Origin of the sequence: Chelatococcus sambhunathii, assembly GCF_001418005.1 — a bacterium.
Lineage (GTDB): Bacteria > Pseudomonadota > Alphaproteobacteria > Rhizobiales > Beijerinckiaceae > Chelatococcus_A > Chelatococcus_A sambhunathii.
Window position 1 is genome coordinate 213,250 of record NZ_LIOL01000004.1, and the last position, 26,212, is coordinate 239,461.

Sequence of the window (26,212 nt, forward strand, 5' to 3'; positions counted from 1 at the left end):
AGCGCTCGGCATGCCCGAAGACCGCCGCTATCCGGCCCGCCCCTTCCTCGCCGCGAGCGTCGCGACCTTCCGCGACGGGCGGGTGCTGATCGCGACGCGCGGCCGCCCACCGATGGAGGCGTGCTGGAGCCTGCCAGGCGGGCTCGTCGAGCCGGGAGAGAGCCTCCACGACGCCGCGCTCCGGGAACTGCGCGAGGAGGTGGGCGTCGAGGCCGAGATCGCCGCCTTCGTCGACCATGTCGAGATCATCGAGCGGGACGCGACCGGCGTCGTGCATCATTTCGTCATCGCCGCCTTCGCTGCCCGCTGGCGCGCCGGCGAACCGACCCCCGGTCCTGAAGCAGGCGCGGTGCGCTGGGCCCTGCCGGACGAGGTGGCGCAGTTGTGGACGACACCCGGTCTTGCCGCCATCGTCACCCGGGCCGCCGCCGTTCTCGACGGGGGGCCGCGATGAAACCGGTCGCGCTCGCCGCCTGCGCCGCCATCGCAGCAAGCCTCGCCACGGCCACCTTCTCCCAGACGCTGCCGCCCGCAGCGCAGCCGGAGAGCGGCGTAGAGACGCCCCCACCCTACGATGCCGACATGCAGCGCCTCGCCCGTGTGCTGGGCGTGCTCACCTTCATCGATGGATTGTGCGAAGAAGCCGATGCGCAGCAATGGCGCGAGCGCATGGCGGACCTGCTCGATGCCGAAGGCGCGAGCCCGCAGCGGCGCGAGCGCCTCGCCGGCGCCTACAACCGGGGCTATCGCAGCTATGCCCTGACCTATCGGCGCTGCACCGATGCGGCGCGGGCGGCGCGCGCTCTGCACGTCGCCGAGGGCCAGCGCCTGACGCGCACCCTGGCGACGCGCTTCGGCCAGTGAGGCGTGATGCTGCCGCCGCCGGGCGCGATCCCGCGCCCAGCCATGTCCCCTGTGGATTGCAGGCATTTTCTCCGCGCTGTTAACCTCGCGTAAAGAAGCCGCTAGAGTGCCGGCCCGCGGCTGCTAGAGTGGGTGGACCGGCGGCAGCGCGCCACGGGTTGCGTAACGGCAGGAACATGGACGAATTCAACCAGCACGATGACGACTTCCTCGGGGCCGCCGAGGAGAAGCGCGCTGCGCTCACCTATCTGAGCGAGGCCTTCGCCGAGGCGCAGCTCGACGGCCTCGACGGAGACTGCGTGGCCCATGCCGCGCTGTTCGCCGCCTTTCAGGAACTCGTGAGCACCTATGGCGAGGAAGCGGTGGCGGATTTTGCGGAGCGCCTGCCGGAGCGCATCCGCGGCGGCGCCTTTTCCACCGCCAGCAAGCACTGATGCGTCCGGCCTGACGGGCATCCTCTCGAAACCGGGTTGAGCGGTGCACGCCCTCCCCCTATCTCTCGAGCGAGATCGGACGGAGGGCTGAATGCCGAGGACTTTTCTGCCGGACAGGGGCGTCGTCAGGGTGACGGGCGAGGACGCCAGCAGCTTCCTCGACGGCATCGTCACCAGCGCCGTCGCGGATCTTGCGCCCGGAACGGCCCGGTGGGCGGCGCTGCTGACGCCGCAGGGCAAGATTCTTTTCGACTTTCTCGTCCTCGCCGTGCCGGAGGGTGACGGCGGCGGCTATCTGCTTGATGCGCCGCGGGCGCTCACGCACGACCTCGTCAAGCGCCTCGCCTTCTACAAGCTGCGCGCCAAGGTGATCATCGCCGACGAAAGCGAGGCGCTCGCCGTCGCCGCCCTGTGGGGCGACGAGACAGCGGCGCCTGGCCAGGTCTACGAAGACCCGCGCCTCACCGCTCTCGGGCGACGTGCCATCGGCCCACGGGCGGACATCGAGGCCTTCGGTGAGGCAGCGCTCGCCGACTACCACGCCATGCGCATCGCGGCGGGCGTGCCGGAGGGCGGCAAGGATTTCACCTATGGCGAAGCCTTCCCGCACGAGGTGCTGATGGACCAGCTCGGCGGCGTGTCCTTCGACAAGGGCTGCTATGTCGGCCAGGAGGTGGTGTCGCGCATGCAGCACCGCGGCACCGCCCGCACGCGCATCGTACCCGTCGTCTTCACCGGGGGATTCGTGCCGGAGGACGGGGCCGCGGTCGTCGCGGGCGAGAAGACGCTCGGCCACGTCGGCTCCTGCGCCCGCGGGCGCGGCCTCGCCATGCTGCGGCTCGACCGCGTGGCGGATGCGCTCGCCGCGGGCCTGACGCCGACCGCCGGCGGCCTCGCCCTCACCCTCGAGAAGCCGGGATTCGCCACCTTCGCCTTCCCCGGCGAATCGGCTCCTGACCCGGCGCGGGGATGACGGTGACGGAGGGGGCCATGAACGACGTGGCGAAGGCGGATCTCATCCTGCACGAGGACGGAAAATGGCGCTGCCGCTGGCCGGGCGTCGACCCGCTCTACGTCACCTACCACGACACCGAGTGGGGCGTGCCGGAGTATGACGACCGCGCGCTCTTCGAAAAGCTGATCCTCGACGGCTTCCAGGCCGGCCTGTCGTGGATCACCATCCTGCGCAAGCGTGACAATTTCCGCAGAGCCTTCGACGGCTTCGATCCCGCGGCCATCGTGCGCTATGACGAGGCGAAGCTCGCGGCGCTGATGCAGGACGCCGGCATCGTGCGCAACCGGGCCAAGATCGCCGGCACCGTGCAGAGCGCCCGCGCCTGGCTCGCCATCATGGAGCGCGACGGCTTCAGCAATTTCCTGTGGGGCTTCCTCGACGGACGGGCGCGGCAGAACAGCTTCTCCGCCATGGCCCAGGTGCCGGCCGAGACGGCAGAATCACGGGCGATGTCGAAGGCGCTGAAACAGGCCGGCTTCAATTTCTGCGGCCCCACCATCGTCTATGCCTTCATGCAGGCGGTAGGCATGGTGAACGACCATCTCGTCGGCTGCTATCGTCGCGAGGAATGCGCCGCGCTCGCCCGCGACACGCGGTGAGCGGCGCGCCCGACGCACCGCCAGGAGCGGCCGCCGGGCTGCCGTCGCCCTAGAACTCCCCCTGCAGGCCGACGCGCGCGGCGTGGGACTTGCCGCCGCCATAGGCATAGCCGGCGGTCAGGGCGATGGGGACCGGTGCGTCGAAGCGATAGGCCAGAGAGCCGCCGAAGGCATATTCGCCCTTGAAGGTGGCGAGGTTCATGGCCCAGCTGGTGCGCCCGGGCGCCGACGGCATGGGCGCGGTCGTCATGGCGACGGCGGCGGCGACACCCTGGCGGGCTTCCCTGCGCGTCTCGAGCACGATCCCCTGAAGGATGTCCATGCGCTCGTTCAACGCCGTTTCCACATCCCGCAACTGGCCGACATTGACCGCATCCGTGCGGTCGACGCCCGCCGCGACATGGACGATGCGCCGCTCGTTCCCGACCGCGCCGACCGACACGGTATTGGCCTGGTCGGCCGCCGAGCCGGCGCCGAGCGCGACCGCTCCTTCCGCCGTCGCTTGCGAACCGGCGCCGAATGCCAGCGCATCGGCCTCGCTCGCCACCGCGCCCGGCCCGATGGCCGCCGCATTGGCGCCGGAGGCCGAGGTCGTGCTGTCCCCGACAGCGAAGTGGTTGGCATAGATCGTCGTGGTCGAATCCGTGTGGCCGGCATCGCCGATCCAGACGTTCGCCTGGTTGGCGTTGTCGGCATTGCCGACGAAATAGTTGCGCACGGGCTGTCCCGACCCGCCGCCGCGCAATACCATGTTCTCATCGGCCACGATGGAATCGGGATTCGCCGTGAGTGTGAGGCCGTTCTTGGATGGCGGCTCGCATGAATAGTTTGCGCCGTTGGTGCAGGCGAGTTGCGCGCGGGATTCCCCGGGGCTCAAGCAGGATAAAATCGCGACCGACACGACAAGATACCTGAGCGCGATTGCCCGAATCCCTATTCCCTCTCTTCTCGGCAGGAGCACCTGCATCGTGGGGACGAATTCGATCGTCCGCGGCGACGAGCCACGGAAACGCATCTCTGAAAGTTTCATTATGTTTCTCGCCTGATCGCTGCTTCTTCGCGCGACCCCGCTCTCCCCGAGAAGAGAATAAAGGCACCATTGCTTATGGGAATTGAAGCATAGGCACCACATCGAGCGGCCTTGACCGCCCTGATATATCAATTCTCGGGTTGATCAGGTTCATACGCAAAGTAGTGGCGGGACGATTACAATAATTTTCTATTCGCGCCTCGCAATGTGCGTCGCGGTCGGTGGCAAACGGCGCCCTCTCGTCCGCCTTCGAGGCCGAGCGCCGCCGCCATGCCGCCGCCGGCGTCTTGCCCGCATGCCTCATGGTGCTAGGTAGGGAGCGAGCCGAGCGGTTCCGGCCTGTTTCGGCATGCCTGACGGCAAGGAAGAGGAGATCCCTGTTGCACGGATTGTCGCGAGCGTTTTCTCCGGCCCGCCCGACCGTGGAATGCGTGCCCGCAGCACGTGGTGGGCGATGAGCGGCAAGCCAGCCAAGCCCCCGCGCGCCTGGCAGCGCATGCTGTCCGGGCGGCGGCTCGACCTGCTCGACCCCTCCCCGCTCGATGTCGAGATCGAGGACATCGCCCACGGCCTTGCCCGCGTCGCGCGCTGGAACGGGCAGACCGTCGGTCCGCACATCTTCTCGGTCGCGCAGCATTCGCTTCTGGTCGATGCGATCGCTGGGCACGTCTATCCGGAGCTCGACGCCCGGGCGCGCCTCGTCGTGCTCCTGCACGACGCGCCGGAATATGTCATCGGCGACATGATCTCGCCCTTCAAGGCGGTGCTCGGCGGCAATTACAAGGAGGTGGAGCACCGGCTGGCAGCAGCGATCCACCTGCGCTTCGGCCTGCCGGCGACCACGCCCGCGGCCCTCGTGCGGGTAACGAAGCGCGCCGACAGGATTGCCGCCTTCCTCGAGGCGACGCGCCTTGCCGGCTTTGCCCGGGAGGAGGCGCTGACCTTCTTCGGCCGTCCGGCGCCATTGCCGCCGGCGATCGATGCCCTGCTCGCGCCCTGGTCCGCCGGAGAGGCGGAGACGCGGTTTCTCGCCCGCTTCAACGCCCTTGCTCCCTCGCCCTGATCACTGCGCCGGTCCACAGCTCAGTATCGTCGCCGTCATCGAATCGCCCCACTATCGTTCTGGAGATCGGGGAGCGTTTGCGGAGGTTCGACGACGATGCCGGCCCTTCACGTATGCCCCCTCTCGCGCCTCGCCGAAACGGTCGCTGCCGTGCGCGCGAGCCACGTGCTGACCCTGATCAATGCCGCGACGCCCGTCCCGCGGCCGGACGGCATCCAGCCCGAGCGGCACCTCTTCATCGGCGTCAGTGACATCGTTGAGGCGATGGAGGGGCACATTCTGCCCGGCGAGGAGCACGCCCGGCAGGTCATCGGCTTCGTGCGCGGCTGGGACCGGGCAAGGCCCATGGTCGTGCATTGCTATGCCGGTATCAGCCGCTCCACCGCCGCGGCCTATATCGGCCTGTGCGCGCTGCGACCCGACCTCGACGAGTTTCTCCTCGCCGAGCGCCTGCGCCAGGCGGCGCCGAGTGCGACGCCCAACGCCCGGCTGGTGGCGGCGGCCGACAAACTGCTGGGCCGGCGCGGCCGGATGAGCGAGGCCGTGGCCGCCATCGGCCGCGGCGTGGATGCCTTCGAGGGCACACCCTTCGCCCTCCCCCTCGACCGCTGAACGGTCATGACCGAGGCCAGCCCTCCCCGCCCGCGGCCTGCCATCGAGATCGGCCTCGCCGCAGCCATCGTGGCCGTCGAGGGCGACATGCCGCAGATCCTCGTCGCGCATCGTCCGGACGCGGAGATGCCGGCCCTGCCGGCGGGGCCGTTCGATCCCCTGGCCCACCGCACCTTCGAGGTCGGCCTGCGCGCCTGGGTGCGGGAGCAGACGGGCCTGGCGCTGGGCTATGTCGAGCAGCTCTACACCTTCGGCGATCGGGGGCGCAGCGCGGCTGCCGGCGATATCGGCCCACACGTTGTCTCCGTCGGCTATCTCGCACTCACCCGAGGGCTCGCCGGCACGGCAGCACCTGCAGGCGACGCCGGCTTCATGCCCTGGTACGATTTCTTCCCGTGGGAGGATTGGCGCACCGGTCCGCCCGCCATCCTGGCAGCGCACATTCTGCCGCAGCTCAAGGAATGGGCCCGGACGCCGCATGCCGACGACGGCCAGATCAGAGCACTCACGCGCGAGGAGCGCCTGCGCCTGTGCTTCGGCTGCGACGGCAGCCCGTGGGATGAGGAAAAGGCGCTGGAGCGCTACGAACTCCTCTACGAGGCCGGGCTCGTCGCCGAGGCGGCGCGCGACGGCCGGCCCGCCGCACTGGCGCGCGCCAGCCTGCCGCCGCTCGGCAGGCCGCTTGCCTACGACCACCGGCGCATCCTCGCAACGGCCATCAGCCGTCTCAGAGCCAAGCTCAAGTACCGCCCCGTCGTCTTCGAGCTGATGCCAGAGCGCTTCACCCTGACGGCCCTGCAGACGAGCGTCGAGGCTATCACCGGCCGGCACCTGCACAAGCAGAACTTCCGCCGCCTCGTCGAGGCGACCTCCCTCGTCGAACCCACCGGCGAGATGATGCCGACGGCCGGGCGCCCCGCCGCGCTCTTCCGCTTCCGCCGGGAGGTGCTGCAGGAGCGACCGGCGCCGGGCCTGCGCCTCGGCACGCGGGCCTGACCCGGAAGCGGCATACGCGCCGCCTGGCCTGAGGTGCGCCTGCGCACAGCGAGCCTTGCTTTGCATCGACGACCATCCCGCGGCAAAGTGCACCGATCTTTCCGGGGGGACCGCCGTGGGCGACGATTCGATCATTGCGCTCATCGTTCTGATCGCGCTTGCGGTACCTGTTGCCGCCATTGCCGGCTTCTTCATGGCGCTCGGGCTACGCGGCCGCACGTCGGCCCTCGAGGCACGGCTGGCGGCGCTGGAACTGAAGCTCGCCGAAGCCGGGATCATGGTGCCGGTTGTCTCCGGCGACGCCTTCTCCGGCACGGAACAGCCAGCCCCCGCCCCGGAAGAAAAGGCGCAAGTCGCGCCGCGTCCCGAGCCGGCGACCGAACCCGAAGGTCCGCTCGTGCCGGAAGAGCCTGCGGAAGAACCCGCTCCCCATCTGGCGCCCGCAGCCGCTGCCGCGGCTGCGCCACAGGCCGGGCTCGAGGAGCGGCTTGGCTCCCGCTGGGCCGTGTGGGTCGGCGGCGTCGCTCTGGCGCTCGGCGGCGTCCTGCTCGTGCGCTATTCCATCGAGGAGGGCTATTTCGGGCCGGCCGCGCGTATCTTTGCCGGCCTTGCCACGGCGCTAACGCTGATCGCGGGCGGCGAGTGGCTGCGACGGCGCGAGCATGCCGGGGAGGCGTCCACCCTTTCCACCGGAGGCGTCGTCACCGCGCATGTGCCGAGCGTGCTGACTGCCGCCGGCACCATGACGGCCTTCGCCAGCGTCTATGCCGCCCATGCGCTCTACGGCTTCATCGGCCCGGCCTTCGCCTTCGCGCTGCTCGGCCTCATCGGCGTCGCGACCATGGTCGCAGCCGCCCTGCACGGGCCGGCGCTCGCCGCCCTCGGCCTTCTCGGCGCACTTGCGGCGCCGCTCCTCGTCACGAGCGACGATCCGCAGCCGTGGCCGGTGGTGATCTATCTCGTCGCCGTGGTCGCGGCGGCCTATGGCCTCGCGCGGCTGCGTCTGTGGCGGTGGCTGGCGTATTCGGCAGCGGGCGGCGCCCTGCTGTGGGGCTGGCTCGTCGTGTCCACGGTCGGCAACGCCGACGCCCTGCCCGCCATGGTGCTGGTGCTGGCGCAGACCGTGCTCGCGGTCGTGTTCCTCGTCGCGCTGCCGCACGGCGGCGCCCTTCCCCTCCCGGCGGATGTGGCCGCGGCCGAGACGGAGGGAGAGCCTCCGGCCGAAACCGGCGAGGACGGCGGTGATGCCGAAGGGGCCGCGCCGGCCGAGCCCAAGGCGGAGCCGCCCTTCTGGACCTGGCCGCTCGACATTCCGGCCCTCGCCGTGCTCAGCGCCTTCGGCGCGCTCGCCATTCTCGCGGGCGATCTCGCCGGGGGCGGCGGGCGGGCGACCTTCTCGGGCGCGATGGTCGCCATCCTCCTTGCCACCGGCTTCACCTATGCCGCAGCGGCCGGCGCGGGCCTGATCGCGGCCCTCGTCGCGGCGGGCTGCCTCGCCTTCTGGCCCGTCGCGCGCCTCGCCATGCTCGACCCCGGCGGCGCCTCCCTGCCCGGTGGCCCCGCGCTCGCGCCCGGCGAGCAGCCGGCGGCCCTCAGCCTCTATCTCGCCTTCGCCATCGCGGCGGGGGCGGCGCTCCTTGCGGCAGCCGTGCGGCGTCTCATGCGCGGCGAAGACCTACCGCTCGTCGCGGCGGCGTGCCATGCGGCGGCCGGCACCACCGGCGTCCTCGCCCTGCTCGTCATCGCATACTGGCGCGTCACCGCCTTCGATACGAGCGTGCCCTTCGCGCTTGGCGCGGCCGTCCTTGCGCTCCTGTTCACAGGGGCCGCCCGGCTGCTGCACGGGGACGGCAGCGAAGCCCGGCCGGTCGCGGCGCTCGGCACCGGGGCGATGGCGGCGGCTGCGCTCGCGGCCCTGGCGCTCGGCCTCACCTTCGCGCTCGAAAAGGGCATGCTCACCGTCGCCTTCGCCCTGTCGGCGCTCGGCACCGCGTTCGTCTCACAACGCATCGCGGTGCCGGTGCTGCGCTACGCGGTCGGTGCCACCGGCCTCCTCGTCCTCGGTCGTGTCGTCTGGGATCCGGCCATCGCGGGCGACGCGCTCGGCACCACCCCGATCTTCAACTGGCTGCTGTGGGGCTATGGCGTGCCCGCGCTCGCCTTCGTGCTGGCCGCCCGGGTGCTCGCCATGAGCGGGCGGGACTGGGTGACGCAGTTGTGCGAGAGTCTCGCCATCCTGTTCTGCGCCCTGCTGGTCTTCTTCGAGATCCGCCACGCGCTGCACGGCGGCGATCCCTTCGCGCCCGACTCCGGCTTCGTCGAGATGGGGCTCATGGCGACGGCGGGCCTTGCCTTCTCGATCGTGCTGATGCGGCTCGAGTTGCACCGTGCCGATCCGGTCTACCACTTCGCTGGGCTCGCCTTCGGCGTGCTGACGCTCATCGTCGCCGGCTTCGGGCTCCTCCTCGCCGAAAACCCGTTGTTCACGGACGAGCCCGTCCTCGGCGGCGCCGTCTTCAACACGCTCGTCCTCGCCTATCTCGTGCCGGCCGTCATCGCCGCCGGCCTCGCCTGGCTCGCGCGGGCGCACCGGCCGACCTGGTACGTGCGCAGCGCGCTGGCGCTGGCGCTGCTCCTGCACCTCGCCTTTACCATCAACATCATCCGCTTCCTCTTCCAGGGGCCGCAGATCGGCCTCTGGCGCCAGATGGGCGAGGCCGAGCTGTGGACCTATTCCGCCGCGCTCGTCGTCATCGGCGTCGCCATCCTCGCCGTCGGGCTGTGGCGCAACTGGCGCTTCGCGCGCCTGGCCTCGGCGCCCTATATCCTCATCGCGGTCGTCAAGGTCTTCGTCGTCGACCTGTCGAGTCTCGAGGGCGTGCTCCGGGCCCTGTCCTTCATCGGCCTCGGCCTGGTGCTCGTCGGCATCGGCCTCGCCTACCAGAAGCTGCTGCGCCGGGGCGGCGGCGGCACGCCGGTCGCCAATGACACGGTTTCGTGAAGCGTTGCGCGGAAGGAGCACCCATCTTCGGCGTGCAACCTGCGGCTGCTTCAACCCTGATGGGGTTGCCTCCAGCCGAAGGGAACGCGATAACCCTCATCTGGAGCACATGTCCCCGAGGAATGCACGATGAGCGACCACGCGCCGTCCGATATCGCGACCCTCCCCTTCGAGCGCGCGCTCAAGGAGCTCGAGGAGATCGTCGACCGGCTCGAGAAGGGCAACGTGCCGCTCGACGAATCGATCGCGATCTACGAACGGGGCGAAGCGCTGAAGAAGCACTGTGAGGCGCTCCTGAAGAAGGCCGAGGCGCGCATCGAGAAGATCACCATGGGGCCCGACGGCAAACCCGGCAGCGAGCCGCTCGACGTCGAGGGCTGATCCTTCACGATAGGAGGGGGCAATGAGCTGGCTTCGTGGCAAGGACCCCGTGGCCGGCGATGCGCCGTCCTGCGATGCGGTGGATCTCGTGATCGTGCCGCGGGTGTCGGACATCGGCGGCTTTGCCGTGCGCCGTGCCTTGCCGACTGTGCGCCGGCGCATGGTCGGCCCCTTCATCTTCTGGGACGAGATGGGGCCGGCCGATTTCGCCGTCGGCGACGGGCTCGACGTGCGGCCGCATCCGCACATCGGCCTTGCCACCCTCACCTATCTCTTCGAGGGGGCGATCGTGCACCGCGACAGCCTCGGCAGCGAGGCGATCATCCGGCCGGGCGCCGTGAACCTGATGTCGGCCGGCCGCGGCATCGTCCATTCCGAACGCACCGGCCTCGAGGAGCGCGTCCGCGGCGGGCACCTCGCCGGCATCCAGAGCTGGGTCGCCCTGCCCGCCGAGCGGGAGGAGGATACCCCCGCCTTCAACCATTACGACGAGAACGCCCTGCCCGACATCGTCGGCGAGGGCAAGCACGTGCGCATCGTCGCCGGCACGCTCTTCGGCGCGACCTCGCCCGTCGCCACGGCGAGCGAGGCGGTCTATGCTGATGTCGCGCTCGCCGCCGGTGCCAGCATTCCGTTTGATCCGGTCGCCGAGGAGCGGGCGATCTACACCGTCTCGGGCGCGATCGACATTGCCGGCGACCGTTTCGAGGCTCACCGCCTGCTCGTCTTCAAGCCGGGCGATGCCATCACCATCACCGCCCTGACGCCGGCCCGCTTCCTCATGCTCGGCGGGGCGCCGATGGACGGCAAGCGCTACATCTGGTGGAACTTCGTCTCCTCGCGCAAGGAGCGCATCGAGGAGGCAAAGGAGGACTGGAAGCTGGGCCGCTTCGCCGGCGTGCCGGGCGACGACGAATTCATTCCCCTGCCCGAGATGTGAGGGACGCGGCAGCGGCGCCTTTGACCCGCGCCGGACAAGGCCCTATGTCCGGTTGCAGCCAACCCGTAACACCCGCGCGCGAGGACGATTGCCGTGCCCGTCGATACGCCGCTGCTCGATACCATCAAGACGCCCGCGGACCTGCGCCGCCTGCCCGAGACGGACCTGCGTCAGGTCGCGGACGAGTTGCGCGCCGAGACGATCGACGCCGTCTCGGTGACCGGCGGGCATCTCGGCGCCGGGCTCGGCGTGGTGGAACTGACGGTGGCGCTGCACCACGTCTTCGAGACGCCGCATGACCGGCTCATCTGGGACGTCGGCCACCAGGCCTATCCGCACAAGATCCTGACCGGGCGGCGCGAGCGCATCCGCACCCTGCGCAAGGGCGGCGGCCTGTCCGGCTTCACCAAGCGCGCCGAGAGCGAATACGACCCCTTCGGCGCGGCCCATTCCTCCACCTCCATCTCCGCCGGGCTCGGCATGGCGGTGGCGCGCGACCTCAAGGGCGAGCGGCGCCACGTCGTCGCCGTCATCGGCGACGGGGCGATGTCGGCCGGCATGGCCTACGAGGCCATGAACAACGCCGGGGCGATGAACGAGCGGCTCATCGTCATCCTCAACGACAACGACATGTCCATCGCCCCGCCGGTCGGGGCCATGTCAGCCTATCTCGCCCGCCTCGTCTCGGGCGGCGCCTATCGCACGTTGCGCGAGGCCGGCAACCAGCTCGCCAAGCGGCTGCCGAAGTTCTTCTACGAGAAGGCGCAGCGCGCCGAGGAATTCGCCCGCGGCTTCTGGACGGGCGGCACGCTCTTCGAGGAGCTCGGCTTCTACTATGTCGGCCCCATCGACGGCCACAACCTCGACCATCTGCTGCCGGTGCTGAAGAACGCGCGCGATGCCGAGGCGGGGCCGATCCTCGTCCATGTCGTGACGCAGAAGGGCAAGGGCTATGCCCCGGCCGAGGCCGCCGCCGACAAGTATCACGGCGTCGTCACCTTCGATGTCGTCACCGGCGCGCAGGCGAAGCCGAAGGCCAATGCACCGAGCTATACGAAGGTCTTCGCCGAGAGCCTCGTGCGCGAGGCTGAGGCGGACGAGCGCATCGTGGCCGTCACCGCGGCCATGCCGTCCGGCACGGGGCTCGACCTCTTCGGCAAGGCCTTTCCGCAACGCACCTTCGACGTCGGCATCGCCGAGCAGCACGCCGTGACCTTTGCGGCGGGGCTTGCGGCCGAGGGCTACAAGCCCTTCTGCGCCATCTATTCCACCTTCCTGCAGCGCGCCTACGACCAGATCGTGCACGACGTCGCCATCCAGAACCTGCCGGTGCGCTTCGCGCTCGACCGGGCCGGGCTCGTCGGCGCCGACGGGCCGACCCACGCCGGCTCCTTCGACATTGCCTTTCTCGGCTGCGTGCCGAACATGGTCATGATGGCCGCGGCGGACGAGGCCGAACTCGTGCACATGGTGGCGACGGCCGCGGCCCATGACGCCGGGCCCATCGCCTTTCGCTATCCGCGCGGCGAGGGCGTCGGCATCGACATGCCCGAGCGCGGGGTGCCGCTCGTCATCGGCCGCGGACGCATCCTGCGCGAAGGGGGGCGCGTCGCTCTCCTCTCCCTCGGCACCCGGCTCGCCGAATGCCTCAGGGCGGCCGAGCAACTCGAGGCGCGAGGCCTTGCCACCACCGTGGCGGATGCGCGTTTCGCCAAGCCGATCGATACCGAACTCGTGCTCAGTCTCGCCCGCGAGCACGAATGCCTTGTCACGGTGGAGGAAGGCTCCATTGGCGGTTTCGGCACGCAGGTGCTGCATCTGCTCGCCCGCGCCGGTGTGCTCGACCACGGGCTCAAGGTGCGCCCGATGGTGCTGCCGGACGTCTTCATCGACCACGACAAGCCCGAGCGGATGTATGCCGCGGCCGGTCTCGACGCCGCCGGCATCGTGGCGACGGTCTTTTCCGCACTCGGCACCGATGCAGCCGCGATGAGGGCGTAAGGCCGAGACCGCGGGAGCGCCCGCAGTCGCCGGACGCCTGAAGCGAAGCGCAAGGCGATCCGGCGTCATGCGCAAGATGTCGCGAAGGCGGCCGTCTGGCCGGGGTTGCCTGCGGCGACGGCACCCGCCCATGCGGGAGCACGGCCGGCTTCCCTCGCCTCCTCGCCGGGCCTGCCCGGCCGTTGCCCTTTTTCAATCTCGCGCAAGGCGTCGCGGCATGGGTGCGCTCCCAAGGCGCAAGCCGGTCCTTGGTCTCAAGCGCCGCTCGCCCTGCCGCCAAGGAAGAACCCTTGTCGCATCTTCCTTGCGCGCCTATTCTTCCTATCCTGAGATAGGAAGAAACGGCCATGGCCCTCAACATCAAATCCGCCGAGACGGAGCGTCTCGCCCGCGAGGTCGCGGCGCTCACCGGCGAGACGATCACCGAAGCCGTGCGCAAGGCGCTCGAGATGCGCCTCGAACAGGCGCGGGAGGAACGGGAGAAGGAAATCGCGCGCCAGATGGCCGCTTTGCGCGTGATTCAGGAGGATGTCCGCCGCCTCGGTCCGCTGCCGAAGATCACAAAACGTGATTTCGACGAGTTGTGGGGCGAACTTGACGACGGCGAGCAGGAATGATCGTCGTCGATACGTCGGCCTTCATCGCCATGCTCACCAATGAGCCGGAAGCCGAAGCGCTCGCTCTGGCGCTCTATGGCGCCGGCGCCCGCTACGTCTCGGCTGTAACGGTCTATGAAACACGGGTCGTCCTGCTGCGGCGAGGCGATGCTCGCTATTTCGTCCCCTTCGGCAATCTGCTCACCAGCGCCAACCTCGTCCTGCACACCTTCGATACGGCTCAGTCCAATCTCGCGAGCGACGCCTACCGTCGCTTCGGCCGCGGCTCCGGCCATCCGGCACGGCTCAACCTCGGCGACTGTGCGTCCTATGCGCTCGCCATGTCGCTCGACGCGCCTCTGCTCTATAAGGGCAACGACTTCTCGCAGACGGACGTGCGCTCCGCGCTCGCCGCATAAGCTCAGCCCATGCGTAGACGCGCCGATCTTCTTCTCGTCGAACGTGGCTTCTTCGACAGCCGCGCCAAGGCGCAGGCGGCCATCGCCGCCGGGGGCGTGACCGCCGACGGGCGGCCCGTGCGCAAGGCGTCCGACGCGCTGCCGGTCGATGCGGCGATCGCGGCGGAGGCGCCGCACCCCTGGGTGTCGCGGGCCGGCGTCAAGCTCGCGGCGGCGCTCGATGCCTTCGCCATCGATGCCGCCGGGCGTGTCTGCCTCGATATCGGCGCCTCGACCGGCGGCTTCACCGAGGTGCTCGTCGCCCGTGGCGCGGCGAAGGTCTATGCGGTCGACGTGGGTCATGGCCAGTTGCACCCGCGCCTTGCCGCCGATCCGCGCGTCGTCTCGCTCGAAGGGTGCGACGCGCGGCGATTGACGGCGGCCGAGGTGCCGGAACCGGTCGGCCTCCTCGTGGCGGATGTCAGCTTCATCTCGCTGAAGCTCGTCCTGCCAGCGGTCACGGACCGCATCGCCGACGGCGGCCATCTCGTCGCGCTCGTCAAGCCGCAGTTCGAGGCCGGCCGAGGGCATCTCAAGAAGGGCATCGTGCGCGAAGAAGCCGTGCGCGAGGCGGTGGTGGAAGATATCGCCGGGCTCATGCGCGATCTCGGGCTCACCGTCCTCGGCACCATGGCTTCCCCCATCGCCGGGGGAGACGGCAACGTGGAATATCTGATCGGGGCACGCCGTGGCTGAAACCTTGACCATCACCCGCCTCGGCGCCCGCGGCGACGGCGTCGCCGAGGGGCCGCGGGGGCCGGTCTACGTGCCCTTCGCGCTGCCCGGCGAGGTCGTCACCGCCGAGGTGGACGGAGAGCGCGGCCGGCTCGTCAGCGTCGAGACCGCATCGCCCGACCGGCAGACGGCCGAATGCCCGCTCTTTGCCCATTGCGGTGGCTGCGCCGGGCAGCACTTGGCGCCGCAACTCTACGGGGCGTGGAAGCGCGACATCGTCGTGCAGGCCCTCGCCCATGCCGGCATCGAGACCGACGTCATGCCGCTCGTCGATGCACACGGCGCCGGGCGGCGGCGCGTGACCTTTCATGCCCGCCTGATCGAGGGCAAGGCCGCCGTCGGCTTCATGGCGGCGCGCAGCCATGCGCTCGTTCCCATAGCCCAATGCCCGGTGCTGGCGCCCGGCCTTGCCGCAGCGCCGGAGAAGGCCCGGGCGCTCGCGGCCCTTCTCCTGCCGCGCGGCAAGCCGCTCGACATCCAGGCCACCGAGACGCTCGGCGGGCTCGACATCGATATCCGCGGCCTCGGCAAGGCCGACGACAGGCTGAGCATGGCGCTCGTCGAGGCGGCCCGCACGCTCGACCTCGCGCGCCTGTCGCTGCACGGCGAGATCCTCATCGAACGCCGCCCGCCCGCCGTCGCGATGGGGCCCGCTGCGGTCGTGCCGCCGCCCGGCGGCTTCCTGCAGGCGACAGCCGCCGGCGAGGCGGCGCTCGCCGCCCTCGTGACCGAGGCCTGCGCCGGCGCGCGCCATGTGGCAGACCTCTTCGCAGGCTGCGGCCCCTTCGCCCTGCGCCTCGCGCGGCAGGCCAAGGTGCATGCCGTGGAGAACGGCGCCGACGCCCTTGCCGCGCTGCAGCGCGCCCTACGCAACACGCAAGGGCTGAAGCCGGTCACCACGGAGGTGCGCGACCTCTTCCGCCGCCCGCTGCTGCCGCTGGAGCTCGAGCGCTTCGACGCCGTCGTCCTCGATCCGCCCCGGGCGGGGGCAGAGGCGCAGGCGCGGCAGATCGCGCTGTCCAGGGTGCCGCTCGCCGTCTGCGTCTCGTGCGATCCCGGCACCTTCGCGCGCGATGCCCGCATCCTGGTCGAGGCGGGCATGCACCTGACCCGGGTCGTGCCGGTCGACCAGTTCCGCTACACCCATCATGTGGAGGTCGTCGGCGTCTTCACGCGTCCGGCGAAGCAGAAGCACAAGAACAAAGGCAAGGGAGGGCGCCCGTGAGCAAGGGGACCAACGAGGATTTTCTGGCGGGGCTCGCCGCCGTCATCGGCCCGGGCAACGTGCTCACCGCCCCTGACGACATCCTGCCCTTCCTGCGCGAGCCGCGCGACCTCTTCCGCGGCGAGGCGCTCGCCGTCGTCCGGCCGGGCTCGACGCAGGAGGTGGCCGAGGTGGTGCGCCGTGCCCGCGCGGCGGGCATCGCGGTGGTGCCGCAGGGCGGCAACACCGGCCTCGTCGGCGGGCAGATCCCGGATGCGAGTCGGCCGATGGTGGCGCTCAACCTGCAGAAGCTCGACAGGATCCGCGAGGTCGACGCGCTGACCGACACGATGACGGTGGAGGCGGGCGTCACCCTGCTCAGGGCGCAGGAGGCGGCGGAGGCGGCCGACCGGCTCTTTCCCCTGTCGCTCGCCTCGGAAGGCTCCTGCACGATCGGCGGCAACATCGCCAGCAATGCCGGCGGCACCGCCGTCATCGCCTATGGCAACACGCGCGACCTCGTCATCGGGCTCGAGGTGGTGCTGGCGGATGGGCGTATCTGGAACGGCCTCGGCAAGCTGCGCAAGGACAACACCGGCTACGACCTCAAGAACCTCTTCGTCGGATCGGAGGGCACACTCGGCATCGTCACTGCCGCAGTGCTCAAGCTCTTTCCGCGCCCGCAGGGGCGGACCACCGCCTTCTGCGGCCTTTCTTCGCCGCAGGCGGCGCTCGACCTGCTCGCCCTCGCCAAGGCCGAGGCGGGCGGCGCCGTGACCACCTTCGAGTTCCTGCCCCGCCTCGGGCTCGAATTCGTGCTGCGGCACGCGCCCGGCACGCGCGACCCGCTCGGCGAGCCGCACGCCTGGTATGTGCTGATGGAATTGTCCTCGGCCGCCGAAGCCGGGCTCGACGACGCGATGGAGCGCATCCTGACGGCGGCGCTCGAGCGCGGCCTCGTCGACGACGCGGCGATCGCGGCAAGCCTCGACCAGCGCAACGCCTTCTGGAAGCTGCGCGAGGCGCTCTCCGAGGTGCAGCGGCACGAGGGTGGCTCGATCAAGCACGACATCGCCGTGCCGGTGGCCCTGGTGCCGCAGTTTCTCGAGGAAGCGACGGCTGCCGCCGAGGCGCTGGTGCCGGGCTGCCGCCCCCTGCCCTTCGGCCATCTCGGCGACGGCAACGTGCATTTCAACGTCAGCCAGCCCGTGGGCGCCGACAAACAGGGCTTCCTCGCCCGCTGGGAGGAGATGAACGAGGCCGTGCACGCCATCGTGCTCCGGCACGGCGGCTCGATCTCGGCCGAACACGGCATCGGCCGCCTCAAGCGGGACCTGCTGCCCGCCGTCAAGGACCCGGTCGCGCTCGATCTCATGCGCAAGCTCAAGGCGGCGCTCGACCCCGAAGGCCTCCTCAATCCCGGAGCGATGCTGTGACGACCCCGCTCGCGGCCGGCCCGATGGCCGAGGCGGAGCTGCCGGCCGTCATCGCCCTGTGGCAGGCGGCCGGCCTGACGCGGCCGTGGAACGACCCGGCCGAGGACATCGCCTTCTGCCGCTCGTCGGGCCATGGCGAGGTGCTGGTGCTGCGCAGGGCGGACGGCGCCATCGTCGCAGCCTGCATGGTCGGCCATGACGGGCACCGGGGCGTCGTCTACTATGTCGCGGTCGACCCGGCGGAGCGGGGCGCCGGCCATGGCCGCGCCATCATGGCGGCCGCGGAGAACTGGCTGAGGGCGCGCGGCGTGTGGAAGCTCAACCTCCTCGTAAGGGCCGGAAACGAGGCCGTCCAGCGCTTCTACGAGCAGCTCGGCTTCGAGGCCCAGCCGCGCCTCTACATGGAGAAATGGCTCGATCCGGGCCGGCGCCCGACGGAACGACAGGAACGATAGGACAGGAGGCCGGCGTACATCGTCCGTTCATCTTGCCAGATGTTTCATGGGCCCCGGCGACAGGCAGAAATGCCCCATGATTCGCGATGCGGAGATTTGTAATGCCGTCTGTTTCCTTCCAGCCCTTTTCCCTGAAACGCTCCTTGTCCTTCGTCCTCGGCGCGGCGGCGGCCGCCTTCGTCACTTTCTCCGGCCCGGCCGTGACATCGGCGGAAGCGCGGACCGTCTGCCGGTCGGAGCGTGTGTGCACCCAGCCGAGGCCGGTGCGCGAGGTCGTCACCAATTGCCGCACGGTGCATCGCCCCGGCGTCGGCCCGCGCCGCGTGTGCGAGAAGGAGGTGCGCTGGGTGCGTCGCGGCCCGCCGCGCTGCACGGTGGAGCGCGTCTGCCGGCGCATCTGACGCGCCTCACACATCCTCGTCGAACAATGACAGCTGGACGTTTGGCGGGCGCTTGCGCCCGCCTTTCTCAGGGCGGCATGCGGGGGTTGACACGGCCTCGCCCGCCGGGCTCTGCACGGTCCCGTCGTCCCGGCGGGCGTCGTTGAGGTTCTGCGACACGGGGCGCATGGTCAGGAGGTCGTCCGGCGCCGGCCGCACGAGGCCGAGCGCGGCGAGGCCGGGCTGGGTGCAGTCGAGCCACAATTCGGCATCGTCCGGAGCGATGATCGCCGGCATGCGCGGATGCAGCGCCGCGAGTGTGCCGTTGGCGTCCGTGGTCACGATGGCAACGGTATCGATCTCGCTGCCGTTCGGGCTCGCATAGGTCTCCCAGATGCCGGCGAAGAGCATGAGACGGCCGTCGGCGCGCTCGATCATGAACGGCGTTCTCTTCGCGCCGTCGCGGCGCCATTCGTAAAAGGCGCTCGCCGGCACGAGGCAGCGGCGATGGCGGGCAGCGGCCCGGAAGGCGGCCTTCTCGCCGATCGTCTCGCCGCGAGCGTTGAAGAGGAGCGGAATCGCCGCCGGGTCCTTCGTCCAGGCCGGCACGAAGCCCCAGCGCATCAGGGAAAAATGCCGCCGGCCCGCGGCATCGACCGTGACGACGGCGACGGGCTGCGTGGGGGCGATGTTGTAGCGCGGTGGAAATTCGACCTGTTCCTCATAGCCGCACTGCGACTGCACCTCTTCGGGAAAGAGCGTCAGTGCGAAGCGGCCGCACATGGATCCTGACCGTTACGAATTTGTTTGCCTGATGCTGCCACAGTCTCGTAGCGGCGCCGGCAGGGGCAAGGCGGCTGCGGGCACAATGGCGCGTTGTGCACAGGCAAGACGGGGGTCGGGGGTGGCAGCAGTCATGTCCATGGGCAAGGGGAACGTCGACGGCGGCATGCCCTTCGCGGCGGAGCCCGCGCCGTCGCTGTCCACCGATTTCCTCAACCAGTACAATGAAGTGCTCATGATCGTCGAGCTCGCGGCAGACGATGCCGAGTTGATGGAAACGCTCGACGAATGGCAGCCGCGCAGCTACCGGCAGCACTTCGCCAAACATGCGCAGCTGCGTTTCGCGGACGACGCGCTGAGGGCCTACGAGGCGCTGGCACCCGAGCGGCGCCTCGCCTTCGAGAACCTGCGCCTAGCCATGGACGACGTGGTGACCAGCACCATCCGCGCGTTGAAACAGGCCGGCGAGGCCGAGGAACGCGCGGCGATTGCGGCCGCCTCGTCCTCCCTGCTGCGGCGCATGATCGAGGCCGCCGCCAGCTTCATCCGCACCGAGGGGCGCGACTGGCGCAGCTTCAGCCACACCGAGATGCAGGGCACCATCGACCGGCTCATGGCCCATTGGGGACGAGGCTAGCGGGAACTCTCGCCGCGAGCGGCCCTCACAGCCACCGCTTCCAGCGGAAGAAGAGGTAGGGCGCGATGGCCGCGACCACCATGGCGACGAGCGCGACGGGATAGCCGAACCACAGCTCGAGCTCCGGCATGTCCTTGAAGTTCATGCCGTAGATCGAGGCGATGAGCGTCGGCGGCATGAAGACCACGGCCATGACCGAGAACAGCTTGATGATGTTGTTCTGCTCCAGGTTGACGAGGCCGAGCGTCGCATCGAGCAGGAACTGGATCTTGCCCGACTGGAAGGTCGCGTGCTCCTCCAGCGACTGCAGGTCGCGCAGGGTCGTGCGCACCTGCTCGCGCAACTCCACCGGCACGCGCGTCGCGCGGTAGACAACGGAGAGGAACAGCAGCAGCCGCTCGATGGAGACGAGGCTCTCCCGGCTCATGGAGATGAGCGTGCCGTAACGGCCGAGGTCGCGCAGGGTCTTCTGGTATTCGCCATGGCGGCCGGTCATCTTGTCGGCCACGTCGAAGACGGCGTGGGAAATTCTGTCGATGCTGCTGCCGGCCGCCTGAAGGACCTCGGCCAGCCGGTCGATGATGGTCTCGATGAGGCCGGCGAAGACCTCCTCGGCGCTTGCGCCGCAGCCGCCCTGCTTGCCGGCCCGGTTGGCGAACATGGCGAAGGCGCGCGGCTCGTCATAGCGCACGGTGACGAGGGCAGAACCCTTGAGGATGAAGGTGACGGCCGTGATGTCCGGCTCGTCGCTGTCGGCGGCGAAGAGCAGGCGCACCGTCATGTAGCGCGCGCCGTTCTCGCTGTAGAGCAGCTCGGAGGGCTCGATGTCCTCCATGTCCTCGCGGGTCGGGATCTCGATGCCGAGGTGCTGCTCGACGAGGCGATCCTCCTCGCGGGTCGGCGCCACGAGATCGATCCAGACCGCATCGGCCGGAAGGGTCTCGCCCGGCGGCAGCACCTGCCGCTCGAGCCGGCAGACATTGGCGTCGTCAAGCTTCATGGGATCGACCATGCGGTAGACGACGATCATGTTCTGCGCTCCGAAAGCCTGTTACGGCCGCTCTCTATCGCATTTCGGGGCGGAGGCGAAATCCGGCGCGCGCCCTGACTCCCTCCCCCTTGCGGGGAGGGGCCGGGGGTGGTGGTCGTGACAAACGATGAGCGGCTTCCAGGCTGTATCACCCTCGCTACCCTCCCCCACAAGGGGGGAGGGTATGACGAATCGTGTGCTCCATGGCAGGAGCGCCGCTGTGCGCTCAATGCGTCGAGCCCGGCACCGGGGGCGTGTCGTCCGGCACGAAGAAATCCGGCATCAGGGGCTTCGAGGGATCGACGCGGTACTGCTCGAAATCAGTGACGCCCTCGGCGGCGAGCACGAGGTCGTCGATGAGGAACTGGCCCGAGAAGCTGCGTGCGGGCTTGTTGAAGACGGCATAGGCCGCATCGGCCATGATCTCGGGCGTGCGGCTCGCCTCCACCATCGCCTCGCCGCCGAGGAGGTTGCGGACGGCGCTCGTCGCAATGGTCGTGCGCGGCCACAGCGCATTGACCGCGATGCCCTTGGGCCGCAGTTCGCCGGCGAGGCCGAGCACGCACAGGCTCATGCCGTATTTGGCGATGGAATAGGCAAGGTGCGGCGCGAACCATTTCTCCTTCATGTCGAGCGGCGGCGACAACATGAGGATGTGCGGGTTGTCAGCCTTCTCGAGATGGGAAATGGCGTATTTCGACACCATGAAGGTGCCGCGCGTGTTGACCTGGTGCATCAGGTCGAAGCGCTTCATGTCGGTGTCGCGCGTGCCGGTGAGCTGGATGGCGCTGGCGTTGTTGACGACGATGTCGAGGCCGCCGAAGGTCTCAGCCGTCCGGGTGATGGCGGAAGCCACCTCCTCCTCGTTGCGCACGTCGACGACGAGCGGCAGCGCCCGCCCGCCCGCCGCCTCGATCTCGGCGGCGGCGGTGAAGATGGTGCCGGGCAGCTTGGGGTGGGGCGCGGCCGTCTTGGCGGCGATGGCGACATTGGCGCCGTCCCGCGCGGCCTTGAGCGCGATGGCGAGGCCGATGCCACGCGAGGCGCCGGTGATGAACAAGGTCTTGCCCGACAATGACATGGCTCAGGTCTCCCCGTCTTCGGCTTTGTTGTTGATGGAATAGCGCGGCGGGCGGCGGCCGTCCGCATCGGTGAAGCCATAGGCTCCGGCGAGATCCCCGACATGGAGGATGTTGCCCGCATGGCGAACAATGCCGGCATCACATGCGAGCGCCGCCACCGCCCGGCCGGCATAGAGCGGGGTTTCGCCCGCCTCCGCCGCCAGGGGAGAGCCGGCGACGCGCTCGGTGCACACGAAACCGGGCGACAGGGCGAGCGCGGTCACGCCATGGGGGGCCAGCTCGTTCGCCATGGCGAACGTCAGTCGCGCCATCGATGCCTTGGCGAGGTCATAGAAGACATCGCCGAGATAGGCGCCGCCGTCGTCGAAGAGCACGGTAACGAGAAGGCCGGAGCCGGCGCCCACCATGGCCGGGGCGAAGGCCTTCGCCAGGAGGAGCTGGGCATAGACGCCGGTCTCGAACACGGTGCCGAGGCGCGCCGCTGGCCGGCGCCAGAAGGGCGTGCCCCAGGCCGAGCCGTCGGGATAGCGCTCGCCGTCGTAGCCCTCGTTGCCGCCCCACACCGCATCGACGACGAGATCGACGCGGCCGAAGCGGCGCAGCGTCCAGGCGGCAAGACCGTCGACCTCGCGTTCGACCGTATGGTCGCATTGATAGGGATGGCCCCGGCCGCCGAGCGCCTCGACGAGGCGCGCCGTCTCCTCGATGGTTTCGGGTCGCCCGTCGGTGCGCGGGCCGGCCTCGCTCGAGCGGCCCGTCACAATCACCGTCGCCCCAGCCTCCGCAAGCCCGCGGGCGATGCCGCGCCCCACGCCGCGGGACGCGCCGGCGACGACGCAGATGCGGCCGGAGAGGGGACCGTCCGCCACGCCACTCAGCCCGCGAGGGCGGCCTCGGCGTCGGCGAGCGCGGACGCGCCCGTCATCACGGTCTGCGCCAGGCCGCGGGCGCCGGTGGCGATGTTCTCGGCGAAGAAGCGGGCGAGCGCGATGCGACCGGCGTGGGCCGGGTTGGCGTCGCCGGCGGCGCGCGCCTCGCTTGCGGCGAGCGCGGCCATCGCAAGCGCCGTGCCGCCCTGGGCTATGCCGAAGAGGCGCAGATAGGGCGTCGCCGCGGCGAGTGCGTCAGCCAGGCTGTGGCCGGCGAGCGCCTTGAGGAGGAATGAGGTGGCATCGTCGAGCGCCTCCACAGCCTCGCGCAGCCGCGCCGCCGTGGCGCCGAAGGCCTCGTCGCGACTCGCGACGAGCCGGGTGCCGACCTTGCGCATCTCGGCGATGGCGCCGCGCACGGTGGTGCCGTCGGCCAGGGGCAGCTTGCGCATGACGAGGTCGATGGCCTGGATGCCGTTGGTGCCCTCGTAGATCGGCGCGATACGCGCATCGCGCAGGTGCTGGGCGGCGCCGGTCTCCTCGATGAAGCCCATGCCGCCGTGCACTTGCACGCCGAGCGACGCGACCTCGCAGCCGATGTCGGTGGAGAAGGCCTTCGCGACGGGCGTCAGCAGGGAGGCGAACTCGTGCGCCTTGCGCCGGGCCTCGGCATCCGGCGCGAGGCGGCTGCGGTCGATGGCGGCCGCCGTCATCAGGCAGATGCCGCGCGCAGCGTGGGTCGTCGCCTTCATGGTGAGCAGCATGCGCTGCACGTCCGGATGGTCGGCGATGGGACTCATGCCCTCCCCTGCGCCGGGTGCCCGCCCCTGCCGGCGCTCGCGGGCATAGGACAAGGCCTGCTGATAGGCCCGGTCGGCGATGGCGACGCCCTGGGCGCCGACCGCGAGGCGGGCATTGTTCATCATGGTGAACATGCAGGCGAGGCCGCGGTTCTCTTCGCCGACGAGCCAGCCGACGGCGCCGCCGGCATCGCCGTAGACCATGGTGCAGGTGGGCGAGGCGTGGATGCCGAGCTTGTGCTCGATGGAATGGCAGCGCACGTCGTTGCGCGCGCCGAGCGAGCCGTCGTCGTTGACGAAGAACTTCGGCACGAGGAACAGCGAGATGCCGCGCGTTCCGGGCGGCGCATCCGGCAGGCGGGCGAGCACCAGATGCACGATATTGTCGGTGAGGTCGTGCTCGCCGTAGGTGATGAAGATCTTCGATCCGGTGATGCGATAGGTGCCGTCGCCCGCCCGTTCGGCGCGCGTCCTGACGGCATTGAGATCGGAGCCCGCCTGCGGCTCCGTCAGGTTCATGGTGCCCATCCACTCGCCGGAGACGAGCTTTTCGAGATAGCGCCGCTTCAGGTCCTCGCTGGCGTGGGCCGTCAGGGCCTCGACAGCGCCGGCCGTGAGCAGCGGGCCGAGGGCGAAGGACATGCAGGAGGCGTTCCAGAATTCGACGCAGGCGGTCTGCACCAGGGTCGGCAGGCCCTGGCCGCCCCATTCGGGATCGCAGGGCAGCGCGTTCCAGCCCGCCTCGGCCCAGGCCCTGTAGACCTCCCTCCAGCCCGGAGCCGTCGTCACCTGCCCGTCGGCGAAGTGGGCACCCCTCCGGTCCGCCGGCGCGTTGAGCGGCGCGATGCGCTCGGAGGCGAAGCGCCCGGCCTCCTCCAGCACCTGCTCCACGAGTTCCACGGAGAGGTCGGGATAGAGCCCCTCGGCGATGCTCTCCTCGAGCCCGGCCACGTGCCGCATGGTGAAGGCCAGATCCTCGACCGGTGCCCGATAGGTCATCGCCGCTCCCTCGTCTTGTCCGTGCGGCCATTTGAGGCCGCGCATTTAGTGCGTGCCACGCGGCCCGTTGACGCGCATCATAAGCCGCGTCAAAGGCAGGCAGGCAAGACCAGAGATAGTTTAAACGTGAACGATGATCGATCAACGCCCGTCGCGTCCCAAGACGGGCATGGGCAACGCGTCACCGAGCTGCTGACGGCCGACGCCGGCGGCCTGTCGCGCGCCGCCGACCTGCTGCGGCTCGGCGGCCTCGTGGCCTTCCCGACGGAGACGGTTTACGGCCTGGGAGCGGACGCGACAAACCCGCGGGCGGTGGCCGGCATCTACGCCGCCAAGGAGCGCCCCTCCTTCAACCCGCTCATATCGCACCTGCCGGATATTGCGGCAGCGGAGCGAGAGGGGGTGTTCGGACCGGATGCGGCGCGGCTCGCGGCGGCCTTCTGGCCCGGGCCGCTGACGTTGGTGGTGCCGCGGGCGGAGATGTCGCGCATCTGCGACCTGGCGACGGCGGGACTCGATTCGGTTGCGCTGCGTGTGCCCGGCCTGCCACTGGCGCGGGATCTGCTCACGCTCGTCGGCCGCCCGGTGGCGGCGCCCTCGGCCAACCGCTCAGGCCGCATCAGCCCCACCCGCGCGGACCATGTGCTCGCCGACCTCATCGACCGCATCGACGCGGTGATCGACGGCGGCGGCACCAATGTCGGGCTCGAATCGACCATCATCTCCTGCCTCGACGGCGAGATGCGCCTGCTGCGCCCGGGCGGCGTGCCGCGCGAGGCCATCGAAGAGGTGCTGGGGCGCAAGCTCCTCGACGGAGCCGCCCCGACGGACGAGGAGGCGCCACTCGCGCCGGGCATGCTCGAATCCCACTACGCCCCGCGGGCGATGGTGCGCCTCGATGCCGAGGAGGTGCGGCCGGGAGAAGGCGCCCTCCTCTTCGGGCGCAAGCGGCCGCCGGGAATAGAGACCGCAGGCGCCATCCGCAATCTCAGCGAAAGTGGCGACCTCGTGGAGGCGGCCGCCAATCTCTTCGCCCACCTGCGCGGGCTCGACGATGCCCGGGTGCCGGCCATCGCGATCGTCCCCATCCCGGCACACGGCCTTGGCGAGGCCATCAACGACCGGCTGCGGCGGGCGGCGGCGCCGCGATAAAAAAGACCCGGCCGAGCCGGGCCTTTTCACGCAGCCTCTGCGAAACGCTCAGCCCTTCAGCTTGGCTGCGATCCCAGCGACATGGCGGCCCTGGAAGCGGGCTCCCTCCAGCTCCACGGCGGAGGGCTGGCGGCTGCCGTCGGCGGCGGCGATGGTGGAAGCGCCGTAGGGCGAGCCGCCCTTGATCTCGTCGAGGCCGCTCTGGCCGGCGAAGGAATAAGGCAGACCGACGACGACCATGCCGTGGTGCATCAGTGTGGGGATGAAGGTCAGGATGGTCGATTCCTGGCCGCCGTGCTGGGTGGCGGAGGAGGTGAAGACCGAGCCGACCTTGCCGATGAGCGCGCCCTTGGCCCACAGGCCGCCGGTCTGGTCGAGGAAGTTCCGCATCTGCGCCGTCATGTTGCCGAAGCGGGTCGGCGTGCCGAAGATGATGGCGTCGTAGTCGGCCAGTTCCTCCACCGTGGCGACCGGCGCCGGCTGGTCGAGCTTGAAACCGGCGTTCTTGGCCACCTCCGCCGGCACCAGTTCCGGCACGCGCTTGACGACGACCTCGGCGCCGGCTGCCCGGGCGCCCTCGGCCACGGCCTGCGCCATCTGCTCAATGTGGCCGTAGGACGAATAATAGAGAACGAGAACCTTGGTCATGGCGACATTCCT

At 70.0% G+C, this 26,212-nt stretch carries 28 protein-coding genes; 21 read left to right on the top strand and 7 right to left on the bottom strand.

Features of this window, described 5'->3' with window-relative positions; genetic code table 11:
• Positions 1-10: 10 nt before the first annotated feature.
• From ASC46_RS10075 to ASC46_RS10095, 5 genes are all read left to right on the top strand, one after another.
• Positions 11-454: an NUDIX hydrolase gene (locus ASC46_RS10075; protein WP_055459179.1), complete on the top strand. Its 444-nt coding sequence runs from the start codon at positions 11-13 to the stop codon at positions 452-454.
• Positions 451-864 (top strand): TIGR02301 family protein, encoded by a 414-nt coding sequence (locus ASC46_RS10080; RefSeq protein WP_055459180.1) that lies wholly within the window; start codon positions 451-453, stop codon positions 862-864. The genes ASC46_RS10075 and ASC46_RS10080 overlap by 4 nt, the downstream gene beginning before the upstream one ends.
• Positions 865-1,040: 176 nt before the next feature.
• The gene (locus ASC46_RS10085; protein ID WP_019401472.1) at positions 1,041-1,298 is read left to right on the top strand and encodes a hypothetical protein; all 258 of its coding nucleotides are present in this window, start codon (positions 1,041-1,043) and stop codon (positions 1,296-1,298) included.
• A gap of 91 nt (positions 1,299-1,389) precedes the next feature.
• Entirely contained in the window at positions 1,390-2,271 is an 882-nt protein-coding gene (gene ygfZ / locus ASC46_RS10090; RefSeq protein WP_055459181.1) for a CAF17-like 4Fe-4S cluster assembly/insertion protein YgfZ, read from the top strand.
• A gap of 17 nt (positions 2,272-2,288) precedes the next feature.
• Positions 2,289-2,912 (top strand): DNA-3-methyladenine glycosylase I, encoded by a 624-nt coding sequence (locus ASC46_RS10095; protein ID WP_055459182.1) that lies wholly within the window; start codon positions 2,289-2,291, stop codon positions 2,910-2,912.
• A gap of 49 nt (positions 2,913-2,961) precedes the next feature.
• On the opposite strand, the gene ASC46_RS21850 is transcribed toward ASC46_RS10095, so the two are convergent.
• Complete coding sequence (locus tag ASC46_RS21850) at positions 2,962-3,678, bottom strand: YadA family autotransporter adhesin (protein ID WP_280949163.1); 717 nt, start codon at positions 3,676-3,678, stop codon at positions 2,962-2,964.
• Positions 3,679-4,396: 718 nt separating this feature from the next.
• On the opposite strand from ASC46_RS21850, the gene ASC46_RS10105 reads away from it, so the two are divergent.
• The 14 genes from ASC46_RS10105 (at position 4,397) to ASC46_RS10170 (ending at position 18,221) form a co-directional block, all read left to right on the top strand.
• Positions 4,397-5,005, top strand: coding sequence for a YfbR-like 5'-deoxynucleotidase (locus tag ASC46_RS10105; RefSeq protein WP_055459184.1), 609 nt, complete (start codon positions 4,397-4,399; stop codon positions 5,003-5,005).
• 96 nt (positions 5,006-5,101) lie between these two features.
• Positions 5,102-5,617, top strand: coding sequence for a tyrosine phosphatase family protein (locus ASC46_RS10110; RefSeq protein ID WP_055459185.1), 516 nt, complete (start codon positions 5,102-5,104; stop codon positions 5,615-5,617).
• A 6-nt stretch (positions 5,618-5,623) separates the two neighbouring features.
• Positions 5,624-6,613, top strand: a complete 990-nt coding sequence (locus tag ASC46_RS10115) for an NUDIX hydrolase (protein WP_055459186.1) — start codon at positions 5,624-5,626, stop codon at positions 6,611-6,613.
• Positions 6,614-6,728: 115 nt separating this feature from the next.
• Positions 6,729-9,614, top strand: coding sequence for a DUF2339 domain-containing protein (locus tag ASC46_RS10120; RefSeq protein WP_141659676.1), 2,886 nt, complete (start codon positions 6,729-6,731; stop codon positions 9,612-9,614).
• A gap of 129 nt (positions 9,615-9,743) precedes the next feature.
• The gene (locus ASC46_RS10125) at positions 9,744-9,995 is read left to right on the top strand and encodes an exodeoxyribonuclease VII small subunit (protein WP_055459188.1); all 252 of its coding nucleotides are present in this window, start codon (positions 9,744-9,746) and stop codon (positions 9,993-9,995) included.
• Between the two features lie 22 nt (positions 9,996-10,017).
• Positions 10,018-10,935, top strand: coding sequence for a pirin family protein (locus ASC46_RS10130; protein WP_055459189.1), 918 nt, complete (start codon positions 10,018-10,020; stop codon positions 10,933-10,935).
• Positions 10,936-11,028: 93 nt separating this feature from the next.
• Positions 11,029-12,936, top strand: a complete 1,908-nt coding sequence (gene dxs, locus ASC46_RS10135; RefSeq protein WP_082464786.1) for a 1-deoxy-D-xylulose-5-phosphate synthase — start codon at positions 11,029-11,031, stop codon at positions 12,934-12,936.
• Positions 12,937-13,283: 347 nt separating this feature from the next.
• Positions 13,284-13,553, top strand: coding sequence for a type II toxin-antitoxin system VapB family antitoxin (locus ASC46_RS10140; protein WP_019401460.1), 270 nt, complete (start codon positions 13,284-13,286; stop codon positions 13,551-13,553).
• Positions 13,550-13,951 (top strand): type II toxin-antitoxin system VapC family toxin, encoded by a 402-nt coding sequence (locus ASC46_RS10145; RefSeq protein ID WP_055459191.1) that lies wholly within the window; start codon positions 13,550-13,552, stop codon positions 13,949-13,951. The genes ASC46_RS10140 and ASC46_RS10145 overlap by 4 nt, the downstream gene beginning before the upstream one ends.
• A 9-nt stretch (positions 13,952-13,960) precedes the next feature.
• Positions 13,961-14,686: a TlyA family RNA methyltransferase gene (locus ASC46_RS10150; protein ID WP_055459192.1), complete on the top strand. Its 726-nt coding sequence runs from the start codon at positions 13,961-13,963 to the stop codon at positions 14,684-14,686.
• On the top strand, positions 14,679-15,950 hold the full coding sequence (locus tag ASC46_RS10155; protein ID WP_055459193.1) for a class I SAM-dependent RNA methyltransferase: 1,272 nt from the start codon (positions 14,679-14,681) through the stop codon (positions 15,948-15,950). The genes ASC46_RS10150 and ASC46_RS10155 overlap by 8 nt, the downstream gene beginning before the upstream one ends.
• Positions 15,947-17,365 (top strand): FAD-binding oxidoreductase, encoded by a 1,419-nt coding sequence (locus tag ASC46_RS10160; protein WP_055459194.1) that lies wholly within the window; start codon positions 15,947-15,949, stop codon positions 17,363-17,365. The genes ASC46_RS10155 and ASC46_RS10160 overlap by 4 nt, the downstream gene beginning before the upstream one ends.
• Before the next feature lie 23 nt (positions 17,366-17,388).
• A complete protein-coding gene (locus ASC46_RS10165) occupies positions 17,389-17,820 on the top strand; it encodes a GNAT family acetyltransferase (protein WP_055459373.1) in 432 nt (143 codons plus the stop codon).
• A 101-nt stretch (positions 17,821-17,921) separates the two neighbouring features.
• The gene (locus ASC46_RS10170) at positions 17,922-18,221 is read left to right on the top strand and encodes a hypothetical protein (RefSeq protein ID WP_055459195.1); all 300 of its coding nucleotides are present in this window, start codon (positions 17,922-17,924) and stop codon (positions 18,219-18,221) included.
• Between the two features lie 6 nt (positions 18,222-18,227).
• On the opposite strand, the gene ASC46_RS10175 is transcribed toward ASC46_RS10170, so the two are convergent.
• Positions 18,228-18,983 carry an SOS response-associated peptidase gene (locus ASC46_RS10175; RefSeq protein ID WP_055459196.1) on the bottom strand — a complete coding sequence of 252 codons (756 nt, stop codon included), beginning with the start codon at positions 18,981-18,983 and terminating at the stop codon, positions 18,228-18,230.
• Positions 18,984-19,122: 139 nt separating this feature from the next.
• Between ASC46_RS10175 and ASC46_RS10180 the strand changes: the two genes are divergently transcribed.
• The gene (locus ASC46_RS10180) at positions 19,123-19,620 is read left to right on the top strand and encodes a hypothetical protein (RefSeq protein WP_063189593.1); all 498 of its coding nucleotides are present in this window, start codon (positions 19,123-19,125) and stop codon (positions 19,618-19,620) included.
• 25 nt (positions 19,621-19,645) lie between these two features.
• Here the strand turns inward: ASC46_RS10180 and ASC46_RS10185 are convergent, their stop codons facing one another.
• From ASC46_RS10185 to ASC46_RS10200, 4 genes are all read right to left on the bottom strand, one after another.
• Positions 19,646-20,650, bottom strand: a complete 1,005-nt coding sequence (locus ASC46_RS10185) for a magnesium transporter CorA family protein (RefSeq protein WP_186438030.1) — start codon at positions 20,648-20,650, stop codon at positions 19,646-19,648.
• Between the two features lie 226 nt (positions 20,651-20,876).
• A complete protein-coding gene (locus ASC46_RS10190) occupies positions 20,877-21,731 on the bottom strand; it encodes an SDR family oxidoreductase (protein WP_055459198.1) in 855 nt (284 codons plus the stop codon).
• Positions 21,732-21,734: 3 nt separating this feature from the next.
• Positions 21,735-22,601, bottom strand: a complete 867-nt coding sequence (locus tag ASC46_RS10195; protein WP_055459199.1) for an SDR family NAD(P)-dependent oxidoreductase — start codon at positions 22,599-22,601, stop codon at positions 21,735-21,737.
• A gap of 5 nt (positions 22,602-22,606) precedes the next feature.
• Positions 22,607-24,400, bottom strand: a complete 1,794-nt coding sequence (locus ASC46_RS10200; protein ID WP_055459200.1) for an acyl-CoA dehydrogenase family protein — start codon at positions 24,398-24,400, stop codon at positions 22,607-22,609.
• Between the two features lie 126 nt (positions 24,401-24,526).
• Here ASC46_RS10200 and ASC46_RS10205 point away from each other — a divergent pair, with 126 nt between their 5' ends.
• Positions 24,527-25,552, top strand: a complete 1,026-nt coding sequence (locus ASC46_RS10205) for an L-threonylcarbamoyladenylate synthase (protein WP_425349117.1) — start codon at positions 24,527-24,529, stop codon at positions 25,550-25,552.
• A gap of 48 nt (positions 25,553-25,600) precedes the next feature.
• On the opposite strand, the gene wrbA is transcribed toward ASC46_RS10205, so the two are convergent.
• The gene (wrbA, locus tag ASC46_RS10210) at positions 25,601-26,200 is read right to left on the bottom strand and encodes an NAD(P)H:quinone oxidoreductase (protein WP_055459201.1); all 600 of its coding nucleotides are present in this window, start codon (positions 26,198-26,200) and stop codon (positions 25,601-25,603) included.
• Positions 26,201-26,212 lie beyond the last annotated feature (12 nt).

What these genes read in the sequence shown, in the direction of transcription:
- ASC46_RS10190 (WP_055459198.1), bottom strand. Translation starts at nt 21,731, where the DNA reads ATGTCATTGTCGGGCAAGACCTTGTTCATCACCGGCGCCTCGCGTGGC.
- ASC46_RS10185 (WP_186438030.1), bottom strand. Translation starts at nt 20,650, where the DNA reads ATGATCGTCGTCTACCGCATGGTCGATCCCATGAAGCTTGACGACGCC.
- ASC46_RS10130 (WP_055459189.1), top strand. Translation starts at nt 10,018, where the DNA reads ATGAGCTGGCTTCGTGGCAAGGACCCCGTGGCCGGCGATGCGCCGTCC.
- ASC46_RS10200 (WP_055459200.1), bottom strand. Translation starts at nt 24,400, where the DNA reads ATGACCTATCGGGCACCGGTCGAGGATCTGGCCTTCACCATGCGGCAC.
- ASC46_RS10105 (WP_055459184.1), top strand. Translation starts at nt 4,397, where the DNA reads ATGAGCGGCAAGCCAGCCAAGCCCCCGCGCGCCTGGCAGCGCATGCTG.
- ASC46_RS10110 (WP_055459185.1), top strand. Translation starts at nt 5,102, where the DNA reads ATGCCGGCCCTTCACGTATGCCCCCTCTCGCGCCTCGCCGAAACGGTC.
- ASC46_RS10180 (WP_063189593.1), top strand. Translation starts at nt 19,123, where the DNA reads ATGGGCAAGGGGAACGTCGACGGCGGCATGCCCTTCGCGGCGGAGCCC.
- ASC46_RS10075 (WP_055459179.1), top strand. Translation starts at nt 11, where the DNA reads ATGCCCGAAGACCGCCGCTATCCGGCCCGCCCCTTCCTCGCCGCGAGC.
- ASC46_RS10170 (WP_055459195.1), top strand. Translation starts at nt 17,922, where the DNA reads ATGCCGTCTGTTTCCTTCCAGCCCTTTTCCCTGAAACGCTCCTTGTCC.
- ASC46_RS10175 (WP_055459196.1), bottom strand. Translation starts at nt 18,983, where the DNA reads ATGTGCGGCCGCTTCGCACTGACGCTCTTTCCCGAAGAGGTGCAGTCG.
- ASC46_RS10115 (WP_055459186.1), top strand. Translation starts at nt 5,624, where the DNA reads ATGACCGAGGCCAGCCCTCCCCGCCCGCGGCCTGCCATCGAGATCGGC.
- ASC46_RS10145 (WP_055459191.1), top strand. Translation starts at nt 13,550, where the DNA reads ATGATCGTCGTCGATACGTCGGCCTTCATCGCCATGCTCACCAATGAG.
- ASC46_RS10140 (WP_019401460.1), top strand. Translation starts at nt 13,284, where the DNA reads ATGGCCCTCAACATCAAATCCGCCGAGACGGAGCGTCTCGCCCGCGAG.
- ASC46_RS10125 (WP_055459188.1), top strand. Translation starts at nt 9,744, where the DNA reads ATGAGCGACCACGCGCCGTCCGATATCGCGACCCTCCCCTTCGAGCGC.
- ygfZ (WP_055459181.1), top strand. Translation starts at nt 1,390, where the DNA reads ATGCCGAGGACTTTTCTGCCGGACAGGGGCGTCGTCAGGGTGACGGGC.
- ASC46_RS10095 (WP_055459182.1), top strand. Translation starts at nt 2,289, where the DNA reads ATGAACGACGTGGCGAAGGCGGATCTCATCCTGCACGAGGACGGAAAA.
- wrbA (WP_055459201.1), bottom strand. Translation starts at nt 26,200, where the DNA reads ATGACCAAGGTTCTCGTTCTCTATTATTCGTCCTACGGCCACATTGAG.
- ASC46_RS10085 (WP_019401472.1), top strand. Translation starts at nt 1,041, where the DNA reads ATGGACGAATTCAACCAGCACGATGACGACTTCCTCGGGGCCGCCGAG.
- ASC46_RS10150 (WP_055459192.1), top strand. Translation starts at nt 13,961, where the DNA reads ATGCGTAGACGCGCCGATCTTCTTCTCGTCGAACGTGGCTTCTTCGAC.
- ASC46_RS10080 (WP_055459180.1), top strand. Translation starts at nt 451, where the DNA reads ATGAAACCGGTCGCGCTCGCCGCCTGCGCCGCCATCGCAGCAAGCCTC.
- ASC46_RS10165 (WP_055459373.1), top strand. Translation starts at nt 17,389, where the DNA reads ATGGCCGAGGCGGAGCTGCCGGCCGTCATCGCCCTGTGGCAGGCGGCC.